General features: G+C 38.2%; 27 protein-coding genes and 2 pseudogenes. 17 read left to right on the top strand and 12 right to left on the bottom strand.

Going from position 1 to position 22,077, the window contains the following annotated elements; all coding sequences use genetic code 11:
* Positions 1-11 precede the first annotated feature (11 nt).
* The 3 genes from M1F14_RS16725 (at position 12) to M1F14_RS16715 (ending at position 1,940) form a co-directional block, all read left to right on the top strand.
* A complete protein-coding gene (locus M1F14_RS16725) occupies positions 12-458 on the top strand; it encodes a lysis protein (RefSeq protein WP_232370523.1) in 447 nt (148 codons plus the stop codon).
* A gap of 253 nt (positions 459-711) precedes the next feature.
* Positions 712-1,086, top strand: coding sequence for a hypothetical protein (locus tag M1F14_RS16720; RefSeq protein WP_042844230.1), 375 nt, complete (start codon positions 712-714; stop codon positions 1,084-1,086).
* Positions 1,087-1,193: 107 nt separating this feature from the next.
* Positions 1,194-1,940 carry a hypothetical protein gene (locus tag M1F14_RS16715; RefSeq protein WP_071547938.1) on the top strand — a complete coding sequence of 249 codons (747 nt, stop codon included), beginning with the start codon at positions 1,194-1,196 and terminating at the stop codon, positions 1,938-1,940.
* Positions 1,941-2,055: 115 nt separating this feature from the next.
* Here M1F14_RS16715 and M1F14_RS16710 read toward each other — a convergent pair whose 3' ends face one another.
* Positions 2,056-2,391, bottom strand: coding sequence for a hypothetical protein (locus M1F14_RS16710; protein WP_042844228.1), 336 nt, complete (start codon positions 2,389-2,391; stop codon positions 2,056-2,058).
* A 312-nt stretch (positions 2,392-2,703) separates the two neighbouring features.
* Positions 2,704-2,823, bottom strand: a pseudogene (locus M1F14_RS16705) (IS3 family transposase); the annotation flags it as partial.
* Between the two features lie 784 nt (positions 2,824-3,607).
* Here M1F14_RS16705 and M1F14_RS16700 point away from each other — a divergent pair.
* From M1F14_RS16700 to M1F14_RS16690, 3 genes and pseudogenes are all read left to right on the top strand, one after another.
* Positions 3,608-4,015 (top strand): ASCH domain-containing protein, encoded by a 408-nt coding sequence (locus tag M1F14_RS16700; protein WP_042844226.1) that lies wholly within the window; start codon positions 3,608-3,610, stop codon positions 4,013-4,015.
* Positions 4,016-4,362: 347 nt separating this feature from the next.
* Positions 4,363-4,575, top strand: a complete 213-nt coding sequence (cspA, locus tag M1F14_RS16695; RefSeq protein ID WP_042844225.1) for an RNA chaperone/antiterminator CspA — start codon at positions 4,363-4,365, stop codon at positions 4,573-4,575.
* A 7-nt stretch (positions 4,576-4,582) separates the two neighbouring features.
* Positions 4,583-4,705 (top strand): annotated as a pseudogene (locus M1F14_RS16690) (cold-shock protein); the annotation flags it as partial.
* A gap of 231 nt (positions 4,706-4,936) precedes the next feature.
* On the opposite strand, the gene M1F14_RS16685 reads toward M1F14_RS16690, so the two are convergent.
* On the bottom strand, positions 4,937-5,068 hold the full coding sequence (locus M1F14_RS16685; RefSeq protein WP_048606810.1) for an entericidin A/B family lipoprotein: 132 nt from the start codon (positions 5,066-5,068) through the stop codon (positions 4,937-4,939).
* Positions 5,069-5,546: 478 nt separating this feature from the next.
* Here M1F14_RS16685 and M1F14_RS16680 point away from each other — a divergent pair, with 478 nt between their 5' ends.
* The 3 genes from M1F14_RS16680 to M1F14_RS16670 all read left to right on the top strand — a co-directional run bounded on the left by M1F14_RS16680 (position 5,547) and on the right by M1F14_RS16670 (position 7,340).
* On the top strand, positions 5,547-5,942 hold the full coding sequence (locus M1F14_RS16680) for a hypothetical protein (RefSeq protein ID WP_042844223.1): 396 nt from the start codon (positions 5,547-5,549) through the stop codon (positions 5,940-5,942).
* A 432-nt stretch (positions 5,943-6,374) separates the two neighbouring features.
* Positions 6,375-6,734 carry an MmcQ/YjbR family DNA-binding protein gene (locus M1F14_RS16675; protein WP_071547939.1) on the top strand — a complete coding sequence of 120 codons (360 nt, stop codon included), beginning with the start codon at positions 6,375-6,377 and terminating at the stop codon, positions 6,732-6,734.
* Positions 6,735-6,842: 108 nt separating this feature from the next.
* The gene (locus M1F14_RS16670; protein ID WP_048606812.1) at positions 6,843-7,340 is read left to right on the top strand and encodes a hypothetical protein; all 498 of its coding nucleotides are present in this window, start codon (positions 6,843-6,845) and stop codon (positions 7,338-7,340) included.
* A gap of 447 nt (positions 7,341-7,787) precedes the next feature.
* Here M1F14_RS16670 and M1F14_RS16665 read toward each other — a convergent pair whose 3' ends face one another.
* Positions 7,788-8,240: a DUF1097 domain-containing protein gene (locus M1F14_RS16665; protein ID WP_042844220.1), complete on the bottom strand. Its 453-nt coding sequence runs from the start codon at positions 8,238-8,240 to the stop codon at positions 7,788-7,790.
* A gap of 737 nt (positions 8,241-8,977) precedes the next feature.
* On the opposite strand from M1F14_RS16665, the gene def reads away from it, so the two are divergent.
* Complete coding sequence (gene def, locus M1F14_RS16660; protein ID WP_071547940.1) at positions 8,978-9,487, top strand: peptide deformylase; 510 nt, start codon at positions 8,978-8,980, stop codon at positions 9,485-9,487.
* Between the two features lie 65 nt (positions 9,488-9,552).
* On the opposite strand, the gene fliT is transcribed toward def, so the two are convergent.
* Genes fliT through fliD form a run of 3 tightly spaced genes read right to left on the bottom strand, consistent with a single transcriptional unit; the run spans position 9,553 to position 11,785 of the window.
* On the bottom strand, positions 9,553-9,942 hold the full coding sequence (gene fliT / locus M1F14_RS16655) for a flagellar protein FliT (protein ID WP_042844217.1): 390 nt from the start codon (positions 9,940-9,942) through the stop codon (positions 9,553-9,555).
* Positions 9,932-10,330 (bottom strand): flagellar export chaperone FliS, encoded by a 399-nt coding sequence (fliS, locus tag M1F14_RS16650; protein ID WP_048606814.1) that lies wholly within the window; start codon positions 10,328-10,330, stop codon positions 9,932-9,934. Before fliS ends, fliT begins: the two co-directional genes overlap by 11 nt.
* A gap of 18 nt (positions 10,331-10,348) precedes the next feature.
* Positions 10,349-11,785 (bottom strand): flagellar filament capping protein FliD, encoded by a 1,437-nt coding sequence (gene fliD, locus M1F14_RS16645; protein WP_042844215.1) that lies wholly within the window; start codon positions 11,783-11,785, stop codon positions 10,349-10,351.
* A gap of 146 nt (positions 11,786-11,931) precedes the next feature.
* On the opposite strand from fliD, the gene M1F14_RS16640 reads away from it, so the two are divergent.
* The 3 genes from M1F14_RS16640 to M1F14_RS16630 all read left to right on the top strand — a co-directional run bounded on the left by M1F14_RS16640 (position 11,932) and on the right by M1F14_RS16630 (position 14,727).
* Positions 11,932-12,129 carry a hypothetical protein gene (locus M1F14_RS16640; RefSeq protein ID WP_042844214.1) on the top strand — a complete coding sequence of 66 codons (198 nt, stop codon included), beginning with the start codon at positions 11,932-11,934 and terminating at the stop codon, positions 12,127-12,129.
* Positions 12,130-12,151: 22 nt separating this feature from the next.
* Positions 12,152-13,423: a FliC/FljB family flagellin gene (locus M1F14_RS16635; protein WP_071547941.1), complete on the top strand. Its 1,272-nt coding sequence runs from the start codon at positions 12,152-12,154 to the stop codon at positions 13,421-13,423.
* Positions 13,424-14,013: 590 nt separating this feature from the next.
* Positions 14,014-14,727, top strand: a complete 714-nt coding sequence (locus M1F14_RS16630) for an RNA polymerase sigma factor FliA (RefSeq protein ID WP_042844212.1) — start codon at positions 14,014-14,016, stop codon at positions 14,725-14,727.
* A 255-nt stretch (positions 14,728-14,982) separates the two neighbouring features.
* Here M1F14_RS16630 and M1F14_RS16625 read toward each other — a convergent pair whose 3' ends face one another.
* Positions 14,983-15,429: a GNAT family N-acetyltransferase gene (locus M1F14_RS16625; protein ID WP_042844211.1), complete on the bottom strand. Its 447-nt coding sequence runs from the start codon at positions 15,427-15,429 to the stop codon at positions 14,983-14,985.
* Positions 15,430-15,688: 259 nt separating this feature from the next.
* Between M1F14_RS16625 and cbpA the strand changes: the two genes are divergently transcribed.
* Positions 15,689-16,630 carry a curved DNA-binding protein gene (gene cbpA, locus M1F14_RS16620; protein WP_071548837.1) on the top strand — a complete coding sequence of 314 codons (942 nt, stop codon included), beginning with the start codon at positions 15,689-15,691 and terminating at the stop codon, positions 16,628-16,630.
* Entirely contained in the window at positions 16,630-16,923 is a 294-nt protein-coding gene (locus M1F14_RS16615; protein ID WP_042844210.1) for a chaperone modulator CbpM, read from the top strand. The genes cbpA and M1F14_RS16615 overlap by 1 nt, the downstream gene beginning before the upstream one ends.
* Positions 16,924-17,069: 146 nt before the next feature.
* Here M1F14_RS16615 and M1F14_RS16610 read toward each other — a convergent pair whose 3' ends face one another.
* From M1F14_RS16610 to M1F14_RS16600, 3 genes are all read right to left on the bottom strand, one after another.
* Positions 17,070-17,519 carry a GNAT family N-acetyltransferase gene (locus tag M1F14_RS16610; RefSeq protein ID WP_181469209.1) on the bottom strand — a complete coding sequence of 150 codons (450 nt, stop codon included), beginning with the start codon at positions 17,517-17,519 and terminating at the stop codon, positions 17,070-17,072.
* A gap of 194 nt (positions 17,520-17,713) precedes the next feature.
* Complete coding sequence (locus tag M1F14_RS16605; protein WP_131679929.1) at positions 17,714-18,331, bottom strand: bifunctional 4-hydroxy-2-oxoglutarate aldolase/2-dehydro-3-deoxy-phosphogluconate aldolase; 618 nt, start codon at positions 18,329-18,331, stop codon at positions 17,714-17,716.
* 2 nt (positions 18,332-18,333) lie between these two features.
* Positions 18,334-19,287: a sugar kinase gene (locus M1F14_RS16600; RefSeq protein ID WP_042844206.1), complete on the bottom strand. Its 954-nt coding sequence runs from the start codon at positions 19,285-19,287 to the stop codon at positions 18,334-18,336.
* 226 nt (positions 19,288-19,513) lie between these two features.
* On the opposite strand from M1F14_RS16600, the gene kdgR reads away from it, so the two are divergent.
* Complete coding sequence (gene kdgR / locus M1F14_RS16595) at positions 19,514-20,293, top strand: DNA-binding transcriptional regulator KdgR (RefSeq protein WP_042844205.1); 780 nt, start codon at positions 19,514-19,516, stop codon at positions 20,291-20,293.
* Between the two features lie 20 nt (positions 20,294-20,313).
* On the opposite strand, the gene M1F14_RS16590 is transcribed toward kdgR, so the two are convergent.
* The gene (locus tag M1F14_RS16590; protein ID WP_181469210.1) at positions 20,314-21,234 is read right to left on the bottom strand and encodes a chitinase; all 921 of its coding nucleotides are present in this window, start codon (positions 21,232-21,234) and stop codon (positions 20,314-20,316) included.
* A gap of 501 nt (positions 21,235-21,735) precedes the next feature.
* Between M1F14_RS16590 and M1F14_RS16585 the strand changes: the two genes are divergently transcribed.
* On the top strand, positions 21,736-22,077 hold the full coding sequence (locus tag M1F14_RS16585; RefSeq protein WP_181469211.1) for a hypothetical protein: 342 nt from the start codon (positions 21,736-21,738) through the stop codon (positions 22,075-22,077).

The following is a 22,077-nucleotide window of genomic DNA, read 5'->3' as shown; positions in this document are numbered from 1 at the left end:
TGGTAATCGCTATGAATACAGTCAGAGTCGCGTTATTTATCGCAGCATGGGTGGCCATATGGGGAATGTGGAAGCAGTACGAGAAGATAGGCGAACTTAACACCAAGAATGCCAAGCTACTCATTGAACTAGCTGAGCAAGTTAAAATCAATAAAGATTACCAAGAGCGCATTAATTCCCTTCATGAGCTCGATACCAAACACACAACGGAACTCACAAATGCAAAAGCTGAAATTGATCAGTTGCGTATTGCTGCTGAGTGCAATCCTGAGCGGGTGTACATCAGAGCCAGTTGTCCGAAAGTCGAAACCAATTCCACCTCCGGCTTGGATGATGCAATCGCCACCAGACCTACTGACTCCGCTGTCAGAAATTATTGGTTACTCAGAAACAGAATTGCAGAGTCAAAGCAAATGATACTTGGCTTGCAAGATTACATTAGAACGGAGTGTTATTAGAGGGCTGTTAATGTTTGGTAATGACTCATACGCACCAGCTTTCCTTATCCTAGGCATTGCATGTGCAGTTCTAGGTTGGGGAGTAATTGAAGGTCTGATTTATATCTGCAATTGGATGTTTTAGACAAGAAAGCAATACGGGAAATTGAAGCGGAAATTAATAAATCAACTATGCTTTACACGAAGTAAATGTATTCTCAGATGAACATTGCATTTAATAGAGACTTCTACGCACAATAAAGGAAATAGAAACATGAAAAAATCAATTGTGGCAATTCTAGGATTAGTATTATTTTCAACTGCAAGCATAGCATCAACATTAGAATGTGAAATGCCCTTATCTAAAGGGGAATATTCGGGAGTATTAGAGGCTGCGCTCAAAGGGGTAGACAAGAATGGCACTTTTAATCAGTATTATTTCGTTGGGGATGCACCAACTGGTCAAAAAGTAAAAGGCTGCTTGGACACAATAACGAGTGTTCACAAAAACTTAAGTCTTCTACAGGAGTTTGAATCTGCTTATTCGAGTAAAAATACGGTCAATTTTCTTGTCAATGATGAGGGTCGTATTTATGAATTTTTACGAACTCAGAATTCCACAACAATACCCACCAAAGATATTAAATAAATAATAAGAATTCACAAGGACCCGCCAAGTGCGGGTTTTTTATTGCCTTAAATGCAGCATTGCCATAACATGCCGATGAACTTAAGCTAAACTTTTAAGATAATGGAATGAATAAATTACTAGCGTGCTTTTTGAGCGTATCGATTTTAAGCTCTACTGGGTGCGTAACTGCAGCTGTTTGGGATTCTAACGCAGCAAAAGAGACTAAAACAAGGGCGAGTGTTGATTTAAAAGATAATATTGTATCGGCTTTTGAATATAAAGATATTAGCGTTAAAAATAAACTAACTAATAAAAAATTAAAAGATATTGAGCTTCCTACTTCAGGTTATGGTTTTTTAGGTGATAAATATGTTTATATACTCACGAATGGCTCTGCTGAATTAATGAAATTAAATGAGTTGGTTAAAGTAATTCCATTGTCAGCATTTAATAACCCTGAGGGAGTTATTAGAATAGAGATAAAGCCAGATGAGCGCAAAGAAGGACTAGTAAAATTTAATGACAGCTACTTTGTTTATATAGATAAAAAGTACAAGTTAAGTCCAGAACAAGAGAAAAACCTTAAGGATTTTGGTTTTAGTGAGAGGCGATTTGATAATGATAAGTCATGGGTTAAAACAATCCCGCTAAGTGGCTATTTATTTGATAGGGACGGGATCACTCTTCTATCAGCCCCCAATGCTAAGCTAAACCAATCATATAAGGTTGAGTTTTATACTTCAGAGGAATATACATCACTTAGTGCTGGAAAATTGGCTGGCAATGTTATGATTACACCATTTACTATTGCTGCTGATATTATTGCGACGCCAATATTACTTATACTGTATGCAAATTACGTCAATAAGTAATGAACAAATAGCAAAAACATTGATTAGGTCGCTCATGCGGCCTTTTTGTTTGCTTCAATTTGCACTCCCGCTAAGCTAACACTCGGTAGGAATCTAGCCTGTCCTTGGGCTGATTTTATTGCATTACCCATCGGTCATTAACCCAACTGGCAGGGCTGTCTTCAATATTTACAATCCAATCTGCTGAAGATAGCGATAAAGTTAACTGCGAAAGTGCTTCAAGCCAATACTCGATTGATTCCATTAATATAGCTTCGTCTTCTAAAGGCAGTTTCGTTGAGCCTTCTAAAATAAACCCCTGAGACAACTCTTCATAAAAGTTTAGAGTTTCAGCTTCATTTTTGTATGGAAAGGATTGATTTAACTTATTCACCAGATTGTTAAATGAGTCTTTTTCGGTGGTTGTTAATAGGGAGTTCCTAGTTGCTGAATAATAGATTGATACGCCCATGGCTAAGGCCTCACTGTAAGAGAGTTAGAAATAGCGAATAATAATAGGGTAGTTATAAGCAATAAAATAAGAGTTAGCTTAATTAAGTAAGATTGCTGTAGATAGCCCGTCCTTGGGCTTGCAATCCAGATCACACATTACGCCTCTTGATTGAGGTTTTTTCGCTTCCTTGATAATATCAATAAATCTTAAGTTAAATTTATGGTGGTGTATGAAAAAGGGAATTCTTCTATCTTTTATTTTTGTGATTTTGCTTTCAGGTTGTAGCTACGTGACTGATAAGTATTATTTGAATAGTGAATAGCCACCAATTCAGTAGACACTCACTAATTTTCCTTTATACCGTTTTTCATACTCTACAGGCGACTGTTGATTATTGGAACCGTGCCTGCGTTTAACGTTGTAGAACATTTCGATATACTCAAAAATATCAATTTAGCTGGCATCATTTTCAGTTATCCACACTATATATATTATTAACCATTCAAGCTCTCCTTTAGGTTGAAGAGTTAATTTTATTGTTATGGCTGGGCAATTAAAATATGGGGTTCATGGTGTACTTACGTTTTGGGTTACACGTAATTTGTATTTATCAATATTCATGCTTACCTCAGGATGTGGGAAACCATTACTTATCGATTGATAACAATTATTTATTCTGTTTAAATGATTGCATTCTGATTTGTATAGGTGTTATTTATGGAAGCTTCATTTGTTGCTATTCAATTTTTCGGGCAATTATTCCCTACACATCCTTTCACGTTAGCTGAAAGTGTTGGAAAAGCGGTTTCCATTATTATGTTTATACATTAGTGTTGGTGCGGTGGGTTACTTGTGCTTGATAGCGTTTTGATTTTTGGCTGTCATCACAACCATTCTAGTGAGCTTATCGAGGGCATTTTTACGGCTCCCAGCGTTAACAGCCTGAGTGATTTGTCGGTTTATATCTTTATTAATGCCTTTTAATTTTTCCTGAACGGGCCTCTTTCACGTGCTTGTCCGTTAGCCATGTGATTAGTCTTGCTCCATTTCCATAACCTTCATTAAAGTTTCCATTATCACTGACTTTCTTTTCTAAAAGATTTGCGTTCTATTATCCATCTACCAAAACCTCATGAAGAAATAGATAGGGCGTTTAGTGATATGCCACAAGTATGACAAGTGACCATAATAAATATATATTGTCAGGCTAATAAAGAATATAGAGAGATTGATAATGAATACTTTGGATAAATTAAAAACTAAATACCCAAATGCATCGGTATGGTCATTCGGTGATAGCCCCGAACTTGCTGATGAGTTAGTTGCTCTTGTAGTTAATGGGCGTAAAACAGCGTCATGTAGTTCATTGAAATCCTATTTATCTGAAGATTTAATTAAAATTGGTGGCATCAATATTATCCTTAATGGGGCTAAAGAGCCTAAGTGTGTGATACGGACAACAGCATTAAAACTAATTAAGTTTAATGAAGTTACTGAAGAGTTTGCGAGGAAAGAAGGTGAGGGTGATTTAAGCTTAGATTTTTGGAGAGCGGGTCATAAGGACTTTTTTACTCGAGAAGGCTGTTTTTCTGATGATATGGAGCTAGTTGCTGAAGAGTTTGAGCTAATTGAAGTCATTTAAAAAACTTACAAGGCCCGCTTACAGTGGGTTTTTATTGGATGGAATATAAAATAAACATATTTATCCTATGCGCCGTAAACCCTGGTCATTAAACTTCTCTTATAAAGCTAGTTATTTAATGGTTAGTATAATAAAGTTTGCTATCTCTAAATATTTGTGGTCTAATTCGTTCACTGGTTTGGAAGTACAGGCCTATTTATGCTAGTCAGTTTTAAGATGTTCACCATTAAGCGCTATCTCAGATACCTCTTCATTGCGAATTCCTTCTAATTAATTCCCATAAGTAAAAATACCAAACAAACCGCACATATGCCTTATGGCAAAATTAAAAAATTAAAGGAAATTCTATGTCTAATACAATGACTGGTTCAGTAAAATGGTTTAACGATGATAAAGGTTTTGGTTTTATTACTCCTGCTGATGGCAGTAAAGATGTGTTTGTTCACTTCTCTGCAATCCAGAGCGATAACTTCAAATCTTTAGCTGAAGGCCAACAAGTTTCATTTACCATTGAAAATGGTATGAAAGGTCCAGCTGCTGCAAATGTAGTTGCGCTTTAAGGGCACAATAAAAATTTATTTTTATTTTAAATGTCCTTGCTGTAGCGGCTCACAATATCGGACTTCACAGTTTGATATTTCAGTAAGTAATCCACATGGTGCAAAATGTATTTTTTGCAAAAGTGCGATGAAAGCTCAAGCTAATTAGCGGCCAGTTAGGTCAATATTTAAAACCTCGCCAAGTGCGGGGTTTTTTGACATTAATAGGTTAGGTTTTTACGATAACCTATTATATGGCGATTAAATTCCAATAATATATATGAATGATCTTCAGATAATTAATAAAATAATAACCCTATTCATATTATAAAGGCTACATTAAGTAGCCTTTAGTGACGCTAATTCAGCCTGCCTTGGGTCACTATTGAGCCGCTCTCTGTATCGCTTCGCCTCCGGCCTCGACATCTTCACCGACGCCTTTGGTGGTATTACAGGCTGTTAAAGAGAATATAACCGCGATTGAGCATACGAATAAACTGATCTTTTTTAACATATCTTCTTCCTCTCGTTGTAAAAAAACACAAGTCATCAGATAGTGCTTGTTTAATTATAGCAGAATATCAACAGTGTCATTTTTCGCTTATTTTGCCGATGTAAATAAATGAGTATTTCAGGAAATAAAAAGAACCCTGCAATTGGGTTAAGGGATCGCAGGGTATCAAGGTTTAAATACACTAGACTGTCTTATTAGTATGCTATCGAGAGTAATTTATTGCTTGGTTCTATGTACTCAGTGTTTTTAACGTTCTTCAGCTGAGAATATTAATGTATAACCATGGTTAAAAAATAACCAGAATAATTTTGTAAAGGTTTGAGCTAACGTTGCTTGGTCATTTATCCTTTACGCGAGTTTTATCTATGTCACCTAATCACTCAATTAATGTAATTGCCTGATGAGTACGCGTTTTTATTGCTCTGGATGGTTATAAAGAGTACATTTTGAGCCTGTATTTCATTCATGGTTATTTGATGTGCTAACTAAGATTTTGCGTTTCTTATGTGTTCTATTATTGGTATTGCTTGCATTTGTATTTGGCGTTTCTCTGAATGTGAGTAAAAACCCGAGCGTTATTGACGGCGCAAAAGCGATGGTTGCTGATTTTATGTATCAACCTCAAGCGGCTAGTTTTAAAAATGTCACGTTTTATTCAAACGGCACTAGCATGAAAAATAAAGTGATTGGTCATGTCTGCGGCGAAGTTTTTACTTTTAAGGATGGGAGCCCTTATAAATATAAACGGTTTATCGTCCAAGTGGCCGCAAGTAAGCAGGGCTCATGCGTGTATTCTTTTCCATTATTTGATTTTGAAGGTGAAATAATGTCAGAGAATGACTTTCAAAAGAGATGGGGTGATAGTTGTGAATAAGATTACGGCTAAAAAAATTAATTTTGTCCAATGTGAAGTGTTCCATCGGGTTTGCTTAGGTTAACGATTATATCAAGAAAAAAATGGCTCCGAGTAGGAGCCGAAAGGAATGTATTAAATGAGATTAACATTGGTGTTCACTATACCGCTTCTTTAGTTAGCTTATGAATACATAGTTAAAAATATGTTTCTTTTTGTAAGTTTTTAACAGCAAGAGTAACGTTATCAAAGTTAACTAGACTATATTCTTAAAAATAATTAATAAAATTCAATAAGTAATCTAGAAAGTGAGAGCTGTATTTATCTGTAGATTAGGCACTTATCGGTATTCTAGTTGTATAACCCTATTTCCAAAGCATCAAGGTATTTATTGGTTTTAATTTGCATTTTTACTGATCTAACATGGTTGCAGTGAGTTGATGAGGGCAAAACATGAAGAGAGACGAGGTCATTGATTATATACAGAGCCATTATGGTGTAGCTCCTGAACACCCATGGGCTAAGCTGCCTAAATACCTTGTTTTTCGGCATACAAACAACTCAAAGTGGTTTGCTGTTATGATGAGTATTCCAGCAAATAAATTATATGAAGGTGGAGGGGGTAAGATAATTGACATTATAAACCTGAAAGCTGCCCCTGAATTAGTTGGTTCTTTAAGGCTAATTAAAGGTGTTTACCCTGCATACCATATGAACAAGGAGCACTGGGTGACGGTACATCTGAATAGTGATTTTAATAAGCACGAACTTACCTTGTTGATCGATGAAAGTTATAAACTAACCTATAAATAGCGGGTTGGTTTGTAAACTTGTTACTGTATTTTTTCTTTAGCGTTATGGTATCCAGTTGTTAGTATCATTTACTACTTTCAAACGATAGAACACTAAAAAGGCATGATGATGAAAAAAATTTTAGTCGCAATGGCTTTTACAGCCTTATTAGTTGGTTGTGATAGCAAGCCTGATGCTCCATTTGGCTTAACTTGGGGGCAGTCAATGGAAAGTATCAACTTTGTTAAAGATGGTAACTGTGAAACGAAAGAAAATATCACAACTTGTAAGTTTGAAAATCAGAAGCCTTTTAATCAATGGTCCTATTCAAATGAACTCACCTTTGATAAAGGAGCGCTGGTCAAAGTTATTTCTACATTCGCGGGGATTGATGGGCGTAATCCCAGTTTCCAGAATTTTAATGAAAAGCTGAATATTGAAGCTGATTTTCTGCAAAAAAATGGTTTCAATGCAGACCTCATCACTAAGATAAAGCAAAATTGCCAAAACAGTGAGGCTTGCGATAAAACAAGTGAGAGGTTCACAACACCTATAGGTAACATTAGTATTTGGCTGACAACTAAATCAACACACAACCCCATTGGGGTTGTAACATTCACACCTTAATACTTTGGGTTATATTAAAAATAACTTGATTGGTCGTTATTTATAATAAATTTAATTTAAATATAAGCGGCATATGGTTATTAAATTAGTAAACTAATGTTATTAATTGGCAGTTAAAGCATTAATGGTTATTAATTAAGGCAGATTAATCTTAATTATGAAATATTGAAAAATGCCCCCAATGGATATTGGGGTGTTTTTTCTCAAAGTCATAATCTTTTTTAGTCAAAAAAAGAGTCTTAATCTGATTTTTAATTGCTTCATTAATAATATTTAGTTTATTTAATATTTTGATTTAAGTAGGGTTACTTAGTGGGAATTGTTGGTAATTCCTAATTAAATCATTATGTTAAGTGTTGCTGTTATACCTGTTTAATGTAATATTGAATTTGTTTGAAATTCCCTTGGTTATATTTATGTTTAAACCGCCTGAGTGGCGGTTTTTTTTTACCATTTATCCGATATCCAAAGCCCACTCTTTTTCATCGCAAAACCAAAAAGTATGCCAACAAGTAATGATTGAATGGTAATTAACCATGCGCCTTGTGTTGCAAAAATAGTGCATGTCCCCACAAAGGTACCGGGTATATAAGCTAGCCACTGTTTTTTGGCTTGAATACACATAAAAAAAGCAACTAAGCCTGTAATAAAATAACCCACATAACTGGGTAGATGTTGAATATAATGGCCACTATTGAGGATCACTAACCCCCAAATAACGCCACTACTAACCGTTAAAGCAGTAATACCAAGCCCTTTAACGCCATCTTTTGGATAAGCAAAATAAGCTGTACAGCCAAGAAAACCAGCCCAGCTAATTAACCCTAAAGAGTCTGCGACCCAAGCCCAAATACCAGAGAGAATGGCGGTGGTTAACGAAAGACAAAATAGTAATTTCACAATATGCACTTTAAGTTATGTAGAGTATATCTCTAGGTTGTATGGCTCTAAGTTGATTCGATTCAGCTTTGTGTTCTTTTTAATAGCCTGATGCTGTTAATGGGTATAGCACCAAGTTAACTTATTAATAATAAGGTGATTATTGCTTGAATGAGGAGGATGCCCCCTTGTAAAGGCGAGCATTGTATAGAGATAAATAAAGCGTTGCAATTTGTATCCGCGATTATTTACGCTTAGATCAATTGCAATCGATTACATCGCACAATGGTGTAAAATATCAGCTTAGCTTAAAGGGGATAGTGCTGCGATAAGTGAACCAATATTGATAGGGTGTAAACAGGACGATGTATAGAATGACACTTTTTGCCAATTTTTGATGCAGTTTGTTAAATAACATGGTATTTTTCTGTCAAATTTCACTATACTTTGTTTTTTCAGGGAATTTTAACTCAATTTGTTCACTTTCTTTATCATTAATAGGGTGTTGAATAAATTGCGTTCAATCTAGATGTCATTTTTTGCATATTGTTAGTAAATAAAAAAGCCGATAATGTTTTTTATACTTATTCTTTTAAAAATAGCTAAATAACTTAATGTGTCAGCCTATTTAACTCTTAATATCTATTTTTACTATATTTATTAAGTGTTTGTGGCCGTCATTGTGGTCATATAGCAACTTTAGCTGAGCAATAGATTTAATTATTGAGAATAAAGACTGAATTAATAGGATTTAAACCATGGCAGTAAGAGAAATTATTGAAATCCCTGATGAGAGACTGCGTATTAAATGCAGCCCTGTGACGGATTTCGCCGCAGTTCAAACCTTAATTGACGATTTAATCGATACCATGTACAGCACTGATAATGGAATTGGCCTTGCTGCAACCCAAATTGCTGAAACCAAGTCGATTATGGTGATAGATATTTCAGAAAACCGCGACCAACTAATGGTGTTTGTGAACCCTGAAATTGTGGAAAGTGAAGGGGAAACTAGCTACCAAGAAGGGTGTTTGTCAGTCCCTGAAATTTATGCGGATGTAGCGCGTTTTCTGCGTGTTAAAGTTAAAGCATTCGATAGGCATGGCAAAGCGTTTGAAGTCGATACTGATGAGTTCTTGGCGATTGTGATGCAGCATGAAATTGACCACTTACACGGCAAAGTGTTCCTCGACCACCTATCACCACTAAAACGTAATATGCTATTGAAAAAGCTGAAAAAACAACAGCGTTTAAAACAGCAACAATAGTCGTTTTTGGTATTTATATCCGAAATGGCGTGTCAGGTCTAATGGCCTGACACACGGACTGGTTTTTATTCCATGGGGCGAATGACAATCGGGGTATCTGGCTCATCAAATTGGCCGTAGCTATTATTGAGTACCCGTTTTTGGTCTAATTGTTTCATTTCTTTGCTTAAGAAATTTAAATGCTGCTGTAAATATTCTTTAGTAATACGTTCATTTTCAATAATTTTATGCAATAACTGAATAAATTCTTCAGTGATTGGTTGTTGTTGTTCGAACGCTTGGGTCAACTGGGTGAGGTTTTCCACCGCAAGGACATATTCTGTCTCGCGGGAGACTAATGTCTCCCATTCCCCGGATTGCGCTAAGGCAACTAACTCTTCACTCAATACTAAGACATTACGGTATATTTCATGTAAATCGATAGGATTTTTATTGTCCACCTGATTATCTTTCATCCACATTTGCACCGATTTGCTGCCATGCAGAAGCGATATCGGAGAGTAATTGGTAAACTTCTTGGACATAAGCCACGTTGTTTTCGAGGTTGGCGCGAAGTAACTGCATTGTCATATACTCATACAAGCTTGCTAAGTTTTCAGCAAGCTCGCCGCCAGCCTCATAATTTAACGACTGCTTTAACCCTGTGTCAATGATGTCGATAGCTTTTGAGATTTCTTTACCTTTTTCTGCCACCTTACCCTGCTGCATAAAAATCTCCCCGCGTTTTAGGGCACTAAGCGCCCCTTTAAACAGAATCTGGATCAATTGGTATGGGGTCGCATTGGTAATTTCACTTTCCAAATCAACCTGCTGATAGGTTTGCTGTGCGTGTCTTTGATACATGTTTTTAACCTAAAAGTATTAGCCTAATAATCGGCCTAATGAATTACTGGTGCTGTTAAGTGACGTCATCATTTTGTCGAGGTTTTGGAATTGACGACGGTACATGTCCATGGTGTTTTCGATTTGTTTATTAGTCTGCTCAATACGTTTGTCTAAGCTTTTCTTTTTCTTTTGAATACCATCGGTAGCGTTGTGTAACGTGCCTTCTTTGCTGTCTAAAGTATCTTTTAAGTAGTTAAAGTTTTCTGTCCCAAAACCAGTTTCTTTACCGTCTCCAGCAAAAAATACTTTGACGCTCGATGGGTTTTCTTTGAGGACTTTATCCAGCACTTTATTATCGATTTCTAAGGTACCATCCAGCTTTTGCTTAATGCCCATTTTGCTTAGAGTATCGATGTCTCCACTGGCTTGTGGCATGCGAACTTGGGTGCGTAAGGTGCTTTGGATCATGCGTAAAGTGGAATCACCAATTAATGGTCCGTTGCTTTTATCCGGTGCTGTGCCTTTTTCTGTAGGGGTATATTTGGTGAGTTCTTTCGCTAAAGTTTGGAATTCATTATAGGCATCCACCCACGCTTTAATTTTACCTTTGGCGGGTTCGATATCTTCCGAAACAATCAGATGGTCGGCTTTACCGTCTTCGCTTTCTTTTTTCAGCGTTAAGGTTAAACCAGGAAATAAATCTTTGGCTTCATTGGTTTGTGACTCTAATTTGAAACCATCAATTTCCAGTAATGCGGTTTGTGGTGGAACTTTTTGCTCCATACCAATGGTATCGGCATTTTTTAAGGTGACAACCCCATTCTCATCTATCACAGACTCAACATTCAGGATGTCAGCTAGTTTGTCATCGCCTTCCACATTGATGCTAATACGGTTTTCACTGCCTTCTTTTTTAGAGGTCACGACAAGGTGGTAGATATTGTCTTTGTCTTTAATAACCGATGCCGAAACGCCTTTATCGGTTTTATTGATGGCGTCTGCAATTTCAATCAGTGAAGTGTGTTCGTTATCCAGTTTGATAACGATTTTATCTTTATCTTCTTTTTGTGATGGTTGGGTGATGGTAATAGTACGTTCTTTAGCACCGTTACCGAGTAATTCTTTATTATCTTTTTGACCTTTAGTGGCGATAGTTTGTGCTTTTGCTAAACGTTCTACGGTAACATCATGTACACCTGCTACCGCTTTACCGTCAGTTTTCACATCAAAGGCTTTATATTCGCCATTGACTTTGGTGGTACTGATATCGCCGTATTTCTTTAAGTCTTCCGCAGCTTTCTTTAGTTTTTCTAAGGACGATTGCATTTTGCCAAAGGCACTGATTTGTGCGTCATAGCTGGCTTTTTGTGTCGTCAGTGGTTCCAAACGACGGCGTTCCATCGCTTCGAGTTGATCCATTTGCACATTTAAATCTAAGTTTGACCCGATACCGAGTGTAGATATTCCTGCCATGTTTTCTCCTACGCTATGTCGGCGACATAAATCTTGAATATAAAAACTATTTAGACTGTTATCGGCGAAATGGAGCAAAATTTTAGACTATTCTGAAAAAGAGTGATGGCAAGAACTGAGAAGATAAAAGTAGGTAATTATTACTATTGGAATTAAATAATAAGAAAATTAATAAAAAAAATTTGTTTGCTAAAAAATTAAGGGCTAAAAAGCGGGTTATAAAGCCATTTCTGCTCGTGAGAAGAAAAATTTTCACTAAAAAGCCTAAAGGGGACTTTTTTGTAGCCGATAACCTAGTTGCTGACGAAATTCATCAAGTTAAGCATTTTGGCTTAACGCATTAATTTGAATAATAAGGATCACATCATGGCACAAGTTATCAACACTAACATTCTGTCTCTGACTACTCAGAACAACTTAAACCGTTCACAAGGCGTATTAGGTACGGCAATTGAGCGTTTATCTTCTGGCTCACGTATCAACAGCGCTAAAGACGATGCGGCTGGCCAAGCAATTGCTAACCGTTTCACAGCTAACGTGAAAGGTTTAACCCAAGCTGCACGTAATGCCAACGACGGTATCTCTATTGCACAAACGGCGGAAGGCGCAGTTAACGAAATCAACGATAACTTACAACGTATTCGTGAGCTGACGGTTCAAGCACGTAATGGAACTAACTCAGATTCAGATAAACAGTCAATTAAAGATGAAGTAGATCTGCGCATGAAAGAAATTAACCGTATCTCTGAACAAACTCAGTTTAACGGTGTAAAAGTACTGCAAAGCGATTCTACAATGAAAATTCAAGTGGGTGCTAATGATAGTGAAACTATTGGTATTGACTTGAAAAAAATTGATAGTGATGTATTAAAAATTTCTAATTTAGACCCTACTAAATCTGGGATTGTTGGAGAGAAAATAACCAAGATTGACACGGAAGGAGCACCGGAAGTTAAGTTTACAAAGTCAGGTACTAAAGATAAATTGACCGAGGAAGTTGGTGGTAAGTGGGTGTACACTGCTGATGATGACTCAAAATATGAAGTGACAGCAAAAGACTTTGATAAAGATGGTAAGTTTATTAAAGGAACACTTACCGCTGATGCATCATTAACAAATAATGGTACTGCTGTTGACATAATTTCAGCTAAGACTGAAAAATCAACAGTTACTTTAAACTTAGATGAAGGTGATGAGTTATTTCAACAGTTGGATAAAAAAACAGGCAAAGCTAGTGATGATACTTTCCTTCTGAAAAGAGATGGCAAATTTTTTGAAGTAAAAAAATCGGATATTAGTGATACTGGTGTAGTGGATGCAACTAAACTAGAAGATGGCAAAGAAATAACTAATATGACAATCAATGATTCACCGCTAGCTGCTATTGATGAAGCACTAAAAACTGTGGATTCGTTCCGTTCTTCTTTAGGTGCTATCCAAAACCGTATGCAGTCTACTATCAACAATCTGAACAACTCAGTTAACAACTTAAGTGCTGCTCGTAGCCGTATTCAAGACGCTGACTTCGCGACAGAAGTTTCTAACATGAGCCGTGGTCAAATCCTGCAACAAGCAGGTACTGCAGTGTTAGCACAAGCTAACCAAGTTCCACAAGGTGTTTTAAGTCTGTTACGTTAATTCGTAATTGGTGGATGATATTGAAGGCCAGCGATGCTGGCCTTTTCTTTGCCCGTCATATTAGCCGTCATATTTCGCACCATAGCGTTGTTGGCTTCATAAGTTCATCCGAATCACGTACCTATGTACGCTCATCGGGATATCTTCACTTGCCGCCTACCTGCAGCCCAAATTATTTAAATCCCTGTCATCCTTTAAGCCGTAGGGGTGTTGGCTGCGTTCAGCTACTCGAATCACGTACTTATGTACGTTCATCGAGATATCTTCACTTGCCGCCTACCTACAACTTAAATTATTTAAGGGATTCAATTTGTTTTTTTAAAGCTAAAAGGAAAATACAATCAAACCCCAAAGATAACCTCCTTTAAATCAAAAATTGCTTCTCAACAAAACCACCACTCTCACTTGTATTGTCAGTAAAATTCCCTAAAAATTGTGTTAAAACAATAATTAACATTGTAATCATTCAAATTTTACCTATTTAGGATAAGGCAAATAAAGCCCTATTTATTGCCTTACTCTACGGATTGAATTCAAATCCAACACTGATAATGAGTACCTTTTATAAAGCTTGAAGGGTGATTCAGGTTGTGAGTGATTTGTATACTGCCGAAGGTGTGATCAATAAAAATAGCCTATGGGAGCGTTATTACCCTCTAATACGCCATGAAGCCCTGAAACTGCAAGTCAGACTACCTGCCAGTGTTGATATTGACGACTTAATTCAAGCGGGGGGCATTGGTTTATTGCATGCATTGGAACGTTTCGATGTTACCCAAGGGGCGTCGTTTGCCACCTATGCGGTGCAACGTATTCGAGGTTCGATGCTCGATGAGCTGCGTAGCCGTGATTGGGTGCCGCGCAGTGTGCGCCGCCAAGCGCGTGAAATGACCAAAGCTATTGGTGCGTTGGAGCAATCGTTAGGGCGCAGTGCTACCGAGCCGGAAATCGCCAAAGCACTGAATATCGACCTTGCGGAGTATCGTCAAGCATTATTAGATACGAATAATAGCCAGTTGTTTTCTTATGATGAGTGGCATGAGGTTCACGGGGAAAGCTGTGAGCCGCAAATGGATGAAGATGATGGCGGCAACCCATTGAGTTTGTTATTGGATTCCAGTTTACGCGACCAAATTGCAGCGGCTATTGAGCAATTGCCTGAGCGTGAGAAAATGGTGCTAACGCTGTATTACCAAGAAGAACTGAATTTAAAAGAGATTGGTGCGGTGTTGGATGTGGGGGAGTCTAGGGTGAGTCAACTTCATAGTCAGGCCGTGAAACGACTCCGTGGCCGCCTTAAGTGATGCCCCTCGATGCTCGTCATACTTCGTATTGTGGGGGTGTCGACTGCGCTCGGCTACTCGGGTCACATACTTGTGTATGCTCCCCGAGATATCCTCACTGGTCTTCTACCCACAACACGAATTATTTAGAGCATCCGCATAGGGTGAATTTTTAATAAACCCTAAATTGAAACTGTTTTTTTAGATATTCCCTGAGTTTTCGATACTTGTGTATGCTCCCCCGAGATATCCTCTCTGGTTTATATAGTCTATTTATCATTCCCCCTCTATTAATTTAGCCAAAAAACTCTCTGCTGTGGTGTGCCACGCTCTTGGGGATTGAGTAAACCCCAGTCTTAGGTACTCGGTGAGGTTACTGTCGGTCGAAAAAAATAAAAGGTTGCATTCAGAAGGCAGTTCTTCAGCGGCAAGGCGCATTAAATGACGGTCGATACCGTGCTTTTGATAATTGGTATCTATGGCAAGCTCACAGATATAGCAGCAAGAACTAAAATCGGTGACCGCTCTTACAAAACCCACAACTTGCTCTTCATCCCATGCACTAATTAATAAGTCCGCATTATTTAGCATTGCATCTAATTTGGTTAGGTTATCGGTAGGTACGGTTTCTTTAAATGATGACTGATGGATTAAGCGAATAAAATCCTCAATGTTAATGGCAAAATTCATTTTATAGGTCAATCGGTTGGCGATGGCATCCATAAATTCCCCTTGCAAGACGTGAGCTCTCTTATAGGTTTAGCTCTAAATAGCGAAAATTTCCTGTTTTTGTGGGATGTTATCGATTTGCATCTTCATTATTTGCCAATATATTTAATATTTATCATTGTTCTACTATTCCAATTGCCATATAAATGTCTTAAGTTAAATTCAAGGTAAGTCGTTATGTTTAGCCCATTTAAGCAGTAAAGCTAAACACCATATGAATTCTATTCAACAGATAAGTGAACGAGATATGACTATGGAACTAAAGGATTATTACAGCATCATGGGTGTAAAACGCACCGATGATTTAAAAACCATTAAGACCGCGTATCGCCGTTTAGCGCGAAAATATCACCCCGACGTCAGTAAAGAATCGGATGCCGAAGCCCGCTTTAAGGAGATAGCAGAAGCGTGGGCGGTATTAAGTGACAAAGAAAAACGCGCCGAATACGATGAAATGTGGGAACATCGAAATGACCCTTATTTTAATCAAAGGCACCAAGGTCAACAAAGCCAAGGCTATTCCCAACAAGGGTTTGATGCGGGGGGCTTTGATGATATTTTTTCATCGATGTTTTCCCAACGCGCACGCGGCGGCAGTACAAGGCAAGCACGCAGCCATCGTGGCCATGACTTAGAGGTTGAATTAGCCGTTTTCCTTGAAGAAAGCCAAGAGTCACATAAACGCACTATCAGTTATAACTTACCGGTCTACAACGCTTTTGGTTTTATCGAAAATGAAATCCCTAAAACACTCAATGTGACCATCCCTGCGGGGGTAATTGATGGGCAACGCATTCGCTTAAAAGGGCAAGGGACCGCGGGAGAAAATGGCGGTGAAAACGGTGACTTATGGATAACCATCCGTATTGCGCCACACCCCTTATTCGATATTAAAGGCTATGACCTAGAAGTGGTTGTGCCATTAGCCCCTTGGGAGGCGGCGCTCGGAACTAAAGTTACTATACCAACCTTAAAGGACCCGATTGTTATTACGGTTCCCGCCAATAGCCAAGCGGGGCAAAAATTGCGACTTAAAGGTAAAGGGCTGAAACATAAAGATAGTGCAGGGGATTTATACGCCATTATAAAAATTGTAATGCCCGATAGTAATGATGCGGAATCGAAAGCATTGTGGCAGAAGTTGGCGGAGGCTCAAACGCATTTTGACCCACGTAAAAATTGGGGAGGTAAATAATGGAACAGTTAACTACATTAACCGTTATTGATTTCTGCTTTCATACGGGGATTGCTGAAGATGAATTACAGGAAATCGTCGGGCTTGGGATTGTACAACCTATTGAAATTAGAGATGAATGGTTATTTGACGACCAAGCCGTGGTGGTCGTGAGAAGGGCGGTACGCCTTTATCATGAATTAGAGATTGACTGGCCGGGCATCGCAATGGCAATGAGCCTGATGGACCAAAATGAAAGGCTACGGCGCGAAAATGAGATGTTGCGTTTACAGTTGCAGCGTTTTATTGGTTAGCTTAGTTAGTGTTGTCAATGAGTTAGTCACTAACCACCATAAGCCTTGTTCAGTGAAATTAGGCTTGTGGTGGTTATTTATGTGAGTATTTTAGCTCTTGATTAAACGCTGTTTATTGATTCATCATGATAATGAGCCGCCCCATTTTATGGGGTGCTAATATTTTGTTTATCTAACAAGTCTTGAACTCGGGTATGCCATGCAAGAGTAAAGGGGTTAAACCCTTGTTTGAGATAATAGTCTTGAGTCTCTTCAGTAGAAAGAAAAATAATACTGCATTTTGTTGGAAGCTCAGTTGCTATCATTTGAATTAACTGTGTCCCAATCCCGTTATTTTGGTAGTCATTGTGGATTATCATTTCAGATATATAACAGCAGAAACTAAAATCAGTTATGGCTCGAATATAAGCAATAAATCGTTGGTCTAACCAAACGCTAATTAACAAATTGGCATTTTCTATCATGCTTCTAAGTTGTTTTGTATCATCAGTAGGGACAATTGAATTTAGTGGAGATTGCTTAATCAGCGAACGAAAATCATCAACGGAAATTGCCGAATTAACTTTATAAGTCAGGTTATTAGCGATAGTACTCATCTTTATTCCCTATAATAAAATGTATTCTTATAGGTTTAGCTTTAAATAGCTAAACTTTCCTGTTTTTATGGGAAATAAATGGGTATTAAATAAAGGTAATGACTTGGTTTAATGGCTTTTATATGTAATAGCCAAAAAAATACCCTTACCATTAGGCAAGGGCAACATAACGACAACGAGATTTTATTTTTTAATTAGAGACTTGCTGCTTCAGCAACTAATTTTGCAAGTTCATCCCAGTTTTCACTGTCAATTAATGCATTTGGTACCATCCACGAACCGCCGCACACTAATACAGACGGTAATGCGGTGTATTCTTTAATATTTTTCATACCGATACCACCTGTTGGCATAAATTTAACAGGGTAAACGGCGCCGAGTGCTTTGAGCATCGCAACCCCACCAGAGGCTTCTGCAGGGAAGAATTTTAAGGTGGTGAGGTTAAACTCAAGGGCTTGCTCTACCAAGCTTGGGTTATTGACGCCCGGAATGATAATCACATTTTTTTGTTGGCAGTAGGCAACAATTTTCGGGTTAAAGCCTGGGCTGACAATAAAGTCCACGCCTGCTTCAATGGCTTGGTCAACTTGCTGTGTGGTTAATACGGTACCTGCTGCGATCAGCAACTCAGGGTAGGCAGCGCGCATGTTTTTGATAGCTTGTACCGCGGCTGGGGTGCGGAAAGTAACTTCTGCGCACGGTAGGCCATTTTCCACCAACACTTTAGCTAGTGGCGCCCCATGTTCTGCGTGGTTAATGGTGATCACAGGGACAACTTTCAGCTGCTTAATTTTTTCAATTAATTGATTCATGATTAAACCTTTTCAATGGGGGCTAAAGTAATGGTTGGCATGGCCTCGGATGGAATAATCGCTCCCCGGTGTTGGATGACGCTTCCAGCCAGTAAATGACCTGTTTTTGCCGCATCGCAAGGGCTGCCACCTAAAATGCGGCAAGCTAGGTAGCCGGCACTAAAGGAATCCCCTGCGGCAGTTGTATCAACAACATGGCTAATTTTATTTGCAGGAATTTCAAAGCGTTGGTTATCAATAACCACAAAACAAGCATCAGCCCCGCGTTTTATCACGATTTCATTAACGCCATATTGTTGAGTGCGAAGAATTGCATCGGTTTCGTGATTATCACCGTATAGCAATTGTTCGTCATCAAAGGTCAAAAAAGCGATATCGGTTAGGCTTAAAATTTGCTGGTAAGCTTGCTGTGCCGCTTGTTTTGAAGGCCAAAGAGCTGGGCGGTAGTTATTATCAAATACAATTTTTGCGCCATGCTGTTTGGCTTGCTGTAAAATTTCTAATAACAATTGGCGTGTGGCGTCAGGTAAAATAGCTAAACTAATGCCACTTAAATAGATGAATTGTTGTGCATTAAGCTGTTGCTGTGTGTGTGCTTTGCTATTTTCATCTAACCAAAATTTTGCTGCTGCGTTATCACGCCAGTAGAAAAAACGGCGTTCACCATTGGGGGCGGTTTCAATTAAATACATACCCGGTAACCGTGTATCAGAAATAAACACATCATCGGTATTGATCCCTTCTTGCTGCCAGCGGGTAAGCATTTGTTGGCTAAATGGGTCTTTTCCTAAACCAGTAATATATCGGGTTGTCACTCCGTGTTTCTGAGTTAAACGTGAGAGGTATAACGCGGTATTTAGCGTGTCCCCACCAAAAGTTTGGCTGTAAAGCTCACCCGATTTTTGTAATTCAACCATGCATTCGCCAATGACGGCAACTTGCGGATGTGTACTCATATTTACCACCTGCGCGATTACGACTTAGTAAACTAATACTGACCTGATAGAGCTATTAAAACTCATTTTATTCATAACTTCAAATAAAAATGAAACGCTGTTTTAAAAATATTGAATCACTGTTCTTGTTTTTCTGTGACCTGCCTATTATGCTATTTAGCCTAGAGTGGTATTGGCTGGTTTCGCTATAATATCGCTATCAATTGAATTGGATGATGGAAAAGCAATGGATAAGACGACTCAAACGGACGCCGTTTCAGCTGTAGTCAAAGTATTTAGCATACTTAGCGCTCTTGGTGAACAAAAGGAAATCGGTGTATCGGAGCTTTCCCAGCGTTTGCTGATGTCAAAAGCGACAACATTTCGTTTCTTACAAACCATGAAACAGCTGGGGTATGTGGAGCAAGAAGGTGAGGCAGATAAATACTCACTGACATTAAAGCTTTTCGAATTAGGGGCGAAATCCCTCGAGTACGTTGACTTGATTGAAATTGCAGATAAAGAAATGCGCCAGATTGGCCGACTCACCAATGAGGCCGTGCATTTAGGCGCATTAGATGAAGACGCTATCATTTATATTCACAAAATAGATTCTAGTTATAATTTACGTATGTATTCACGGGTCGGTCGCCGTAACCCGTTGTATTGTACCGCGATAGGTAAAATTTTATTGGCTTGGCAAAGTGAAGACGCTATTCGCTGTGCATTAAAAGATGAATTATTTACCAAAAAAACCAATACCACGATTTTAACGTTGGATGATTTGCTGGCGGAATTAGCCACCGTTCGCGAATGTCATTATGCGCAGGATAGGGAAGAACAAGAGCTTGGCTTACGTTGTATCGCTGTCCCAGTATATGACCGGTTAGGGCATGTGATTGCAGGGCTATCCATTTCATTTCCAACGATCCGCTTTGATGAACAATGTATTGATGATTATGTTGAATTACTAAAAACGGCGGGGCGTAATATTTCAGAAAAAATGGGTTATCACCAATACCCATAATATTGGTGATAACGGGTTATCTATGAGTTAAGTTTTTGAGTAAATAGTTCTGTATATTGAAAATCATAGGTTTGTTCTGGGTTACCTGAGCTTGTTGCTTCTGGGTAGGGTTTATTACCAGGACGGTCACGGGTTAAGCTCCACATCGACACGAGGTTCAAACCTATTTTTTTTGCGAATTCGCTTAGAATGTCGGCATCATGGAAACTGAACATAGCATGGTCATCATTTAGGCCAATCATCGGGGTAATTTGAACGTAATTATACATTTCCTTATCTTCTACCGATGGGTAGAAAGGTTTTAATTGGTTTTTAATACTGATGGCAGCCTTGATAGCGGCATCGCCCAAGCTAATGATGTTTGGGTCATAATAATCCATTGCCATTCCATTAACTTTCATGACCAAACCTGCTTCTACAGATTTTTTCACTAATGCTAATCCAGTATTTGTTAACCCTGTCGGTAGGGTGGGTAGGGTTAGGCTCAAGGTGATTTTTGGGTTATTGTCGACAATCACTTTTAAAGCAGAAAATGCATTATCAGCATCATAGAGGCCATTTTCGAAGTCTAAATCTATATGCGATGCGTTTAGTTTATCGATAGCTTCTTGATAGGTTTTGATCAGTTCTTCTTGTGTCTGTACCAATGAGACATCTTGATTAGCGGCTCCTCCGAATGACACTGCAATTTTTACCCCGACAGCAATAAGTTCGTCACACAAGGGTTTAGCCCAGCTTATTGGCATTGTGGGTTGGGCGGACCATGCCGCTTGTCTATTTCGGTCCGCAGTTAAAAAACCAAGGTAAAGTATATCAACCCCATATTGGATTGCAGCTTGGCTGTATTTAGCATTTGGCCTGCCATCAGGGTAGTTTTGCCAATCGTTCCAAGTGGCATCGACACTGACATCGATATAAGGACCAAAATAGGTTTTATTCATTGTATATTCCTAGTCTAATGAGTTAGATAAAGTGAAATTGGTGCCCAATACTAACTAATAGGGCAAGGTCACTTTTATAGAAAATAGGCTTAGGAACAAGACTAAAAATTATTAGTAACCTAATAGGTTACAGTCCTATTATGATCATGATAATAGAGGTAATTCGATACAAATTATTAGGTTAATTTGAATGATGGTAGTTAGTCTTTTTTGCATCTTGGCTTATTTCATATCATCACATCATTGGTCTTTCATGTGAGGGGTAATTATTAAGAACAATTGGTTGTGATTGAGGTGAACTGTATTTATATTACTGATGCATGATTAATGTCATGTTAATAGTTCATTACTAATAGTATCTATATCAATCAATTGATTTGATGTTTTATTATAATTAACATATTGAATAGTAAGATTTGATTATATTTTATTTTAATCATTTCTGGATGTGATAATTCTGCGTTATATAATACTGACTTACAGGCACAGTAGGATATTCATATGTTTAAAAAGATTATTTTTGTTATTTTTCTTAGTTTCACTACTTACGGCTTTGCCAGCGATTTTACCTTTAAAGAAAAATCACCCGCTGATCGCGAGTTTAATCAAGACTACCAAGGTGTTAAAAAATTACAGGCACAACAAAAGTTTGTCTTTGATCCCAAGAAGAAACTTCCAGCAGAGGAACAAAGTTATCAAGCTTTATTAGACCAACGTAATGCGGATGAAAATTCAATGCTACATCAGTTTAATGCTTGTGATGCCAACCCTACGGGAGCAGGGTGCCCAAACTCTAGGCCTTGGGTGAATGACCGACAACAAATGAAAAAAATGTTGGAGTAA

The sequence above is a fragment of the Providencia sp. PROV003 genome (assembly GCF_045040775.1).
GTDB classification, from domain to species: domain Bacteria; phylum Pseudomonadota; class Gammaproteobacteria; order Enterobacterales; family Enterobacteriaceae; genus Providencia; species Providencia huashanensis.
This window is presented reverse-complemented; position numbering and strand designations above follow the sequence as displayed.

Bases quoted from the DNA above. Each gene is read 5' to 3' on its own strand.
- M1F14_RS16725 (WP_232370523.1), top strand. From the start codon at position 12: ATGAATACAGTCAGAGTCGCGTTATTTATCGCAGCATGGGTGGCCATA.
- M1F14_RS16720 (WP_042844230.1), top strand. From the start codon at position 712: ATGAAAAAATCAATTGTGGCAATTCTAGGATTAGTATTATTTTCAACT.
- M1F14_RS16715 (WP_071547938.1), top strand. From the start codon at position 1,194: ATGAATAAATTACTAGCGTGCTTTTTGAGCGTATCGATTTTAAGCTCT.
- M1F14_RS16710 (WP_042844228.1), bottom strand. From the start codon at position 2,391: ATGGGCGTATCAATCTATTATTCAGCAACTAGGAACTCCCTATTAACA.
- M1F14_RS16700 (WP_042844226.1), top strand. From the start codon at position 3,608: ATGAATACTTTGGATAAATTAAAAACTAAATACCCAAATGCATCGGTA.
- cspA (WP_042844225.1), top strand. From the start codon at position 4,363: ATGTCTAATACAATGACTGGTTCAGTAAAATGGTTTAACGATGATAAA.
- M1F14_RS16685 (WP_048606810.1), bottom strand. From the start codon at position 5,068: ATGTTAAAAAAGATCAGTTTATTCGTATGCTCAATCGCGGTTATATTC.
- M1F14_RS16675 (WP_071547939.1), top strand. From the start codon at position 6,375: ATGAAGAGAGACGAGGTCATTGATTATATACAGAGCCATTATGGTGTA.
- M1F14_RS16670 (WP_048606812.1), top strand. From the start codon at position 6,843: ATGAAAAAAATTTTAGTCGCAATGGCTTTTACAGCCTTATTAGTTGGT.
- def (WP_071547940.1), top strand. From the start codon at position 8,978: ATGGCAGTAAGAGAAATTATTGAAATCCCTGATGAGAGACTGCGTATT.
- fliT (WP_042844217.1), bottom strand. From the start codon at position 9,942: ATGAAAGATAATCAGGTGGACAATAAAAATCCTATCGATTTACATGAA.
- fliS (WP_048606814.1), bottom strand. From the start codon at position 10,330: ATGTATCAAAGACACGCACAGCAAACCTATCAGCAGGTTGATTTGGAA.
- fliD (WP_042844215.1), bottom strand. From the start codon at position 11,785: ATGGCAGGAATATCTACACTCGGTATCGGGTCAAACTTAGATTTAAAT.
- M1F14_RS16635 (WP_071547941.1), top strand. From the start codon at position 12,152: ATGGCACAAGTTATCAACACTAACATTCTGTCTCTGACTACTCAGAAC.
- M1F14_RS16625 (WP_042844211.1), bottom strand. From the start codon at position 15,429: ATGGATGCCATCGCCAACCGATTGACCTATAAAATGAATTTTGCCATT.
- cbpA (WP_071548837.1), top strand. From the start codon at position 15,689: ATGGAACTAAAGGATTATTACAGCATCATGGGTGTAAAACGCACCGAT.
- M1F14_RS16615 (WP_042844210.1), top strand. From the start codon at position 16,630: ATGGAACAGTTAACTACATTAACCGTTATTGATTTCTGCTTTCATACG.
- M1F14_RS16610 (WP_181469209.1), bottom strand. From the start codon at position 17,519: ATGAGTACTATCGCTAATAACCTGACTTATAAAGTTAATTCGGCAATT.
- M1F14_RS16605 (WP_131679929.1), bottom strand. From the start codon at position 18,331: ATGAATCAATTAATTGAAAAAATTAAGCAGCTGAAAGTTGTCCCTGTG.
- M1F14_RS16600 (WP_042844206.1), bottom strand. From the start codon at position 19,287: ATGAGTACACATCCGCAAGTTGCCGTCATTGGCGAATGCATGGTTGAA.
- kdgR (WP_042844205.1), top strand. From the start codon at position 19,514: ATGGATAAGACGACTCAAACGGACGCCGTTTCAGCTGTAGTCAAAGTA.
- M1F14_RS16590 (WP_181469210.1), bottom strand. From the start codon at position 21,234: ATGAATAAAACCTATTTTGGTCCTTATATCGATGTCAGTGTCGATGCC.
- M1F14_RS16585 (WP_181469211.1), top strand. From the start codon at position 21,736: ATGTTTAAAAAGATTATTTTTGTTATTTTTCTTAGTTTCACTACTTAC.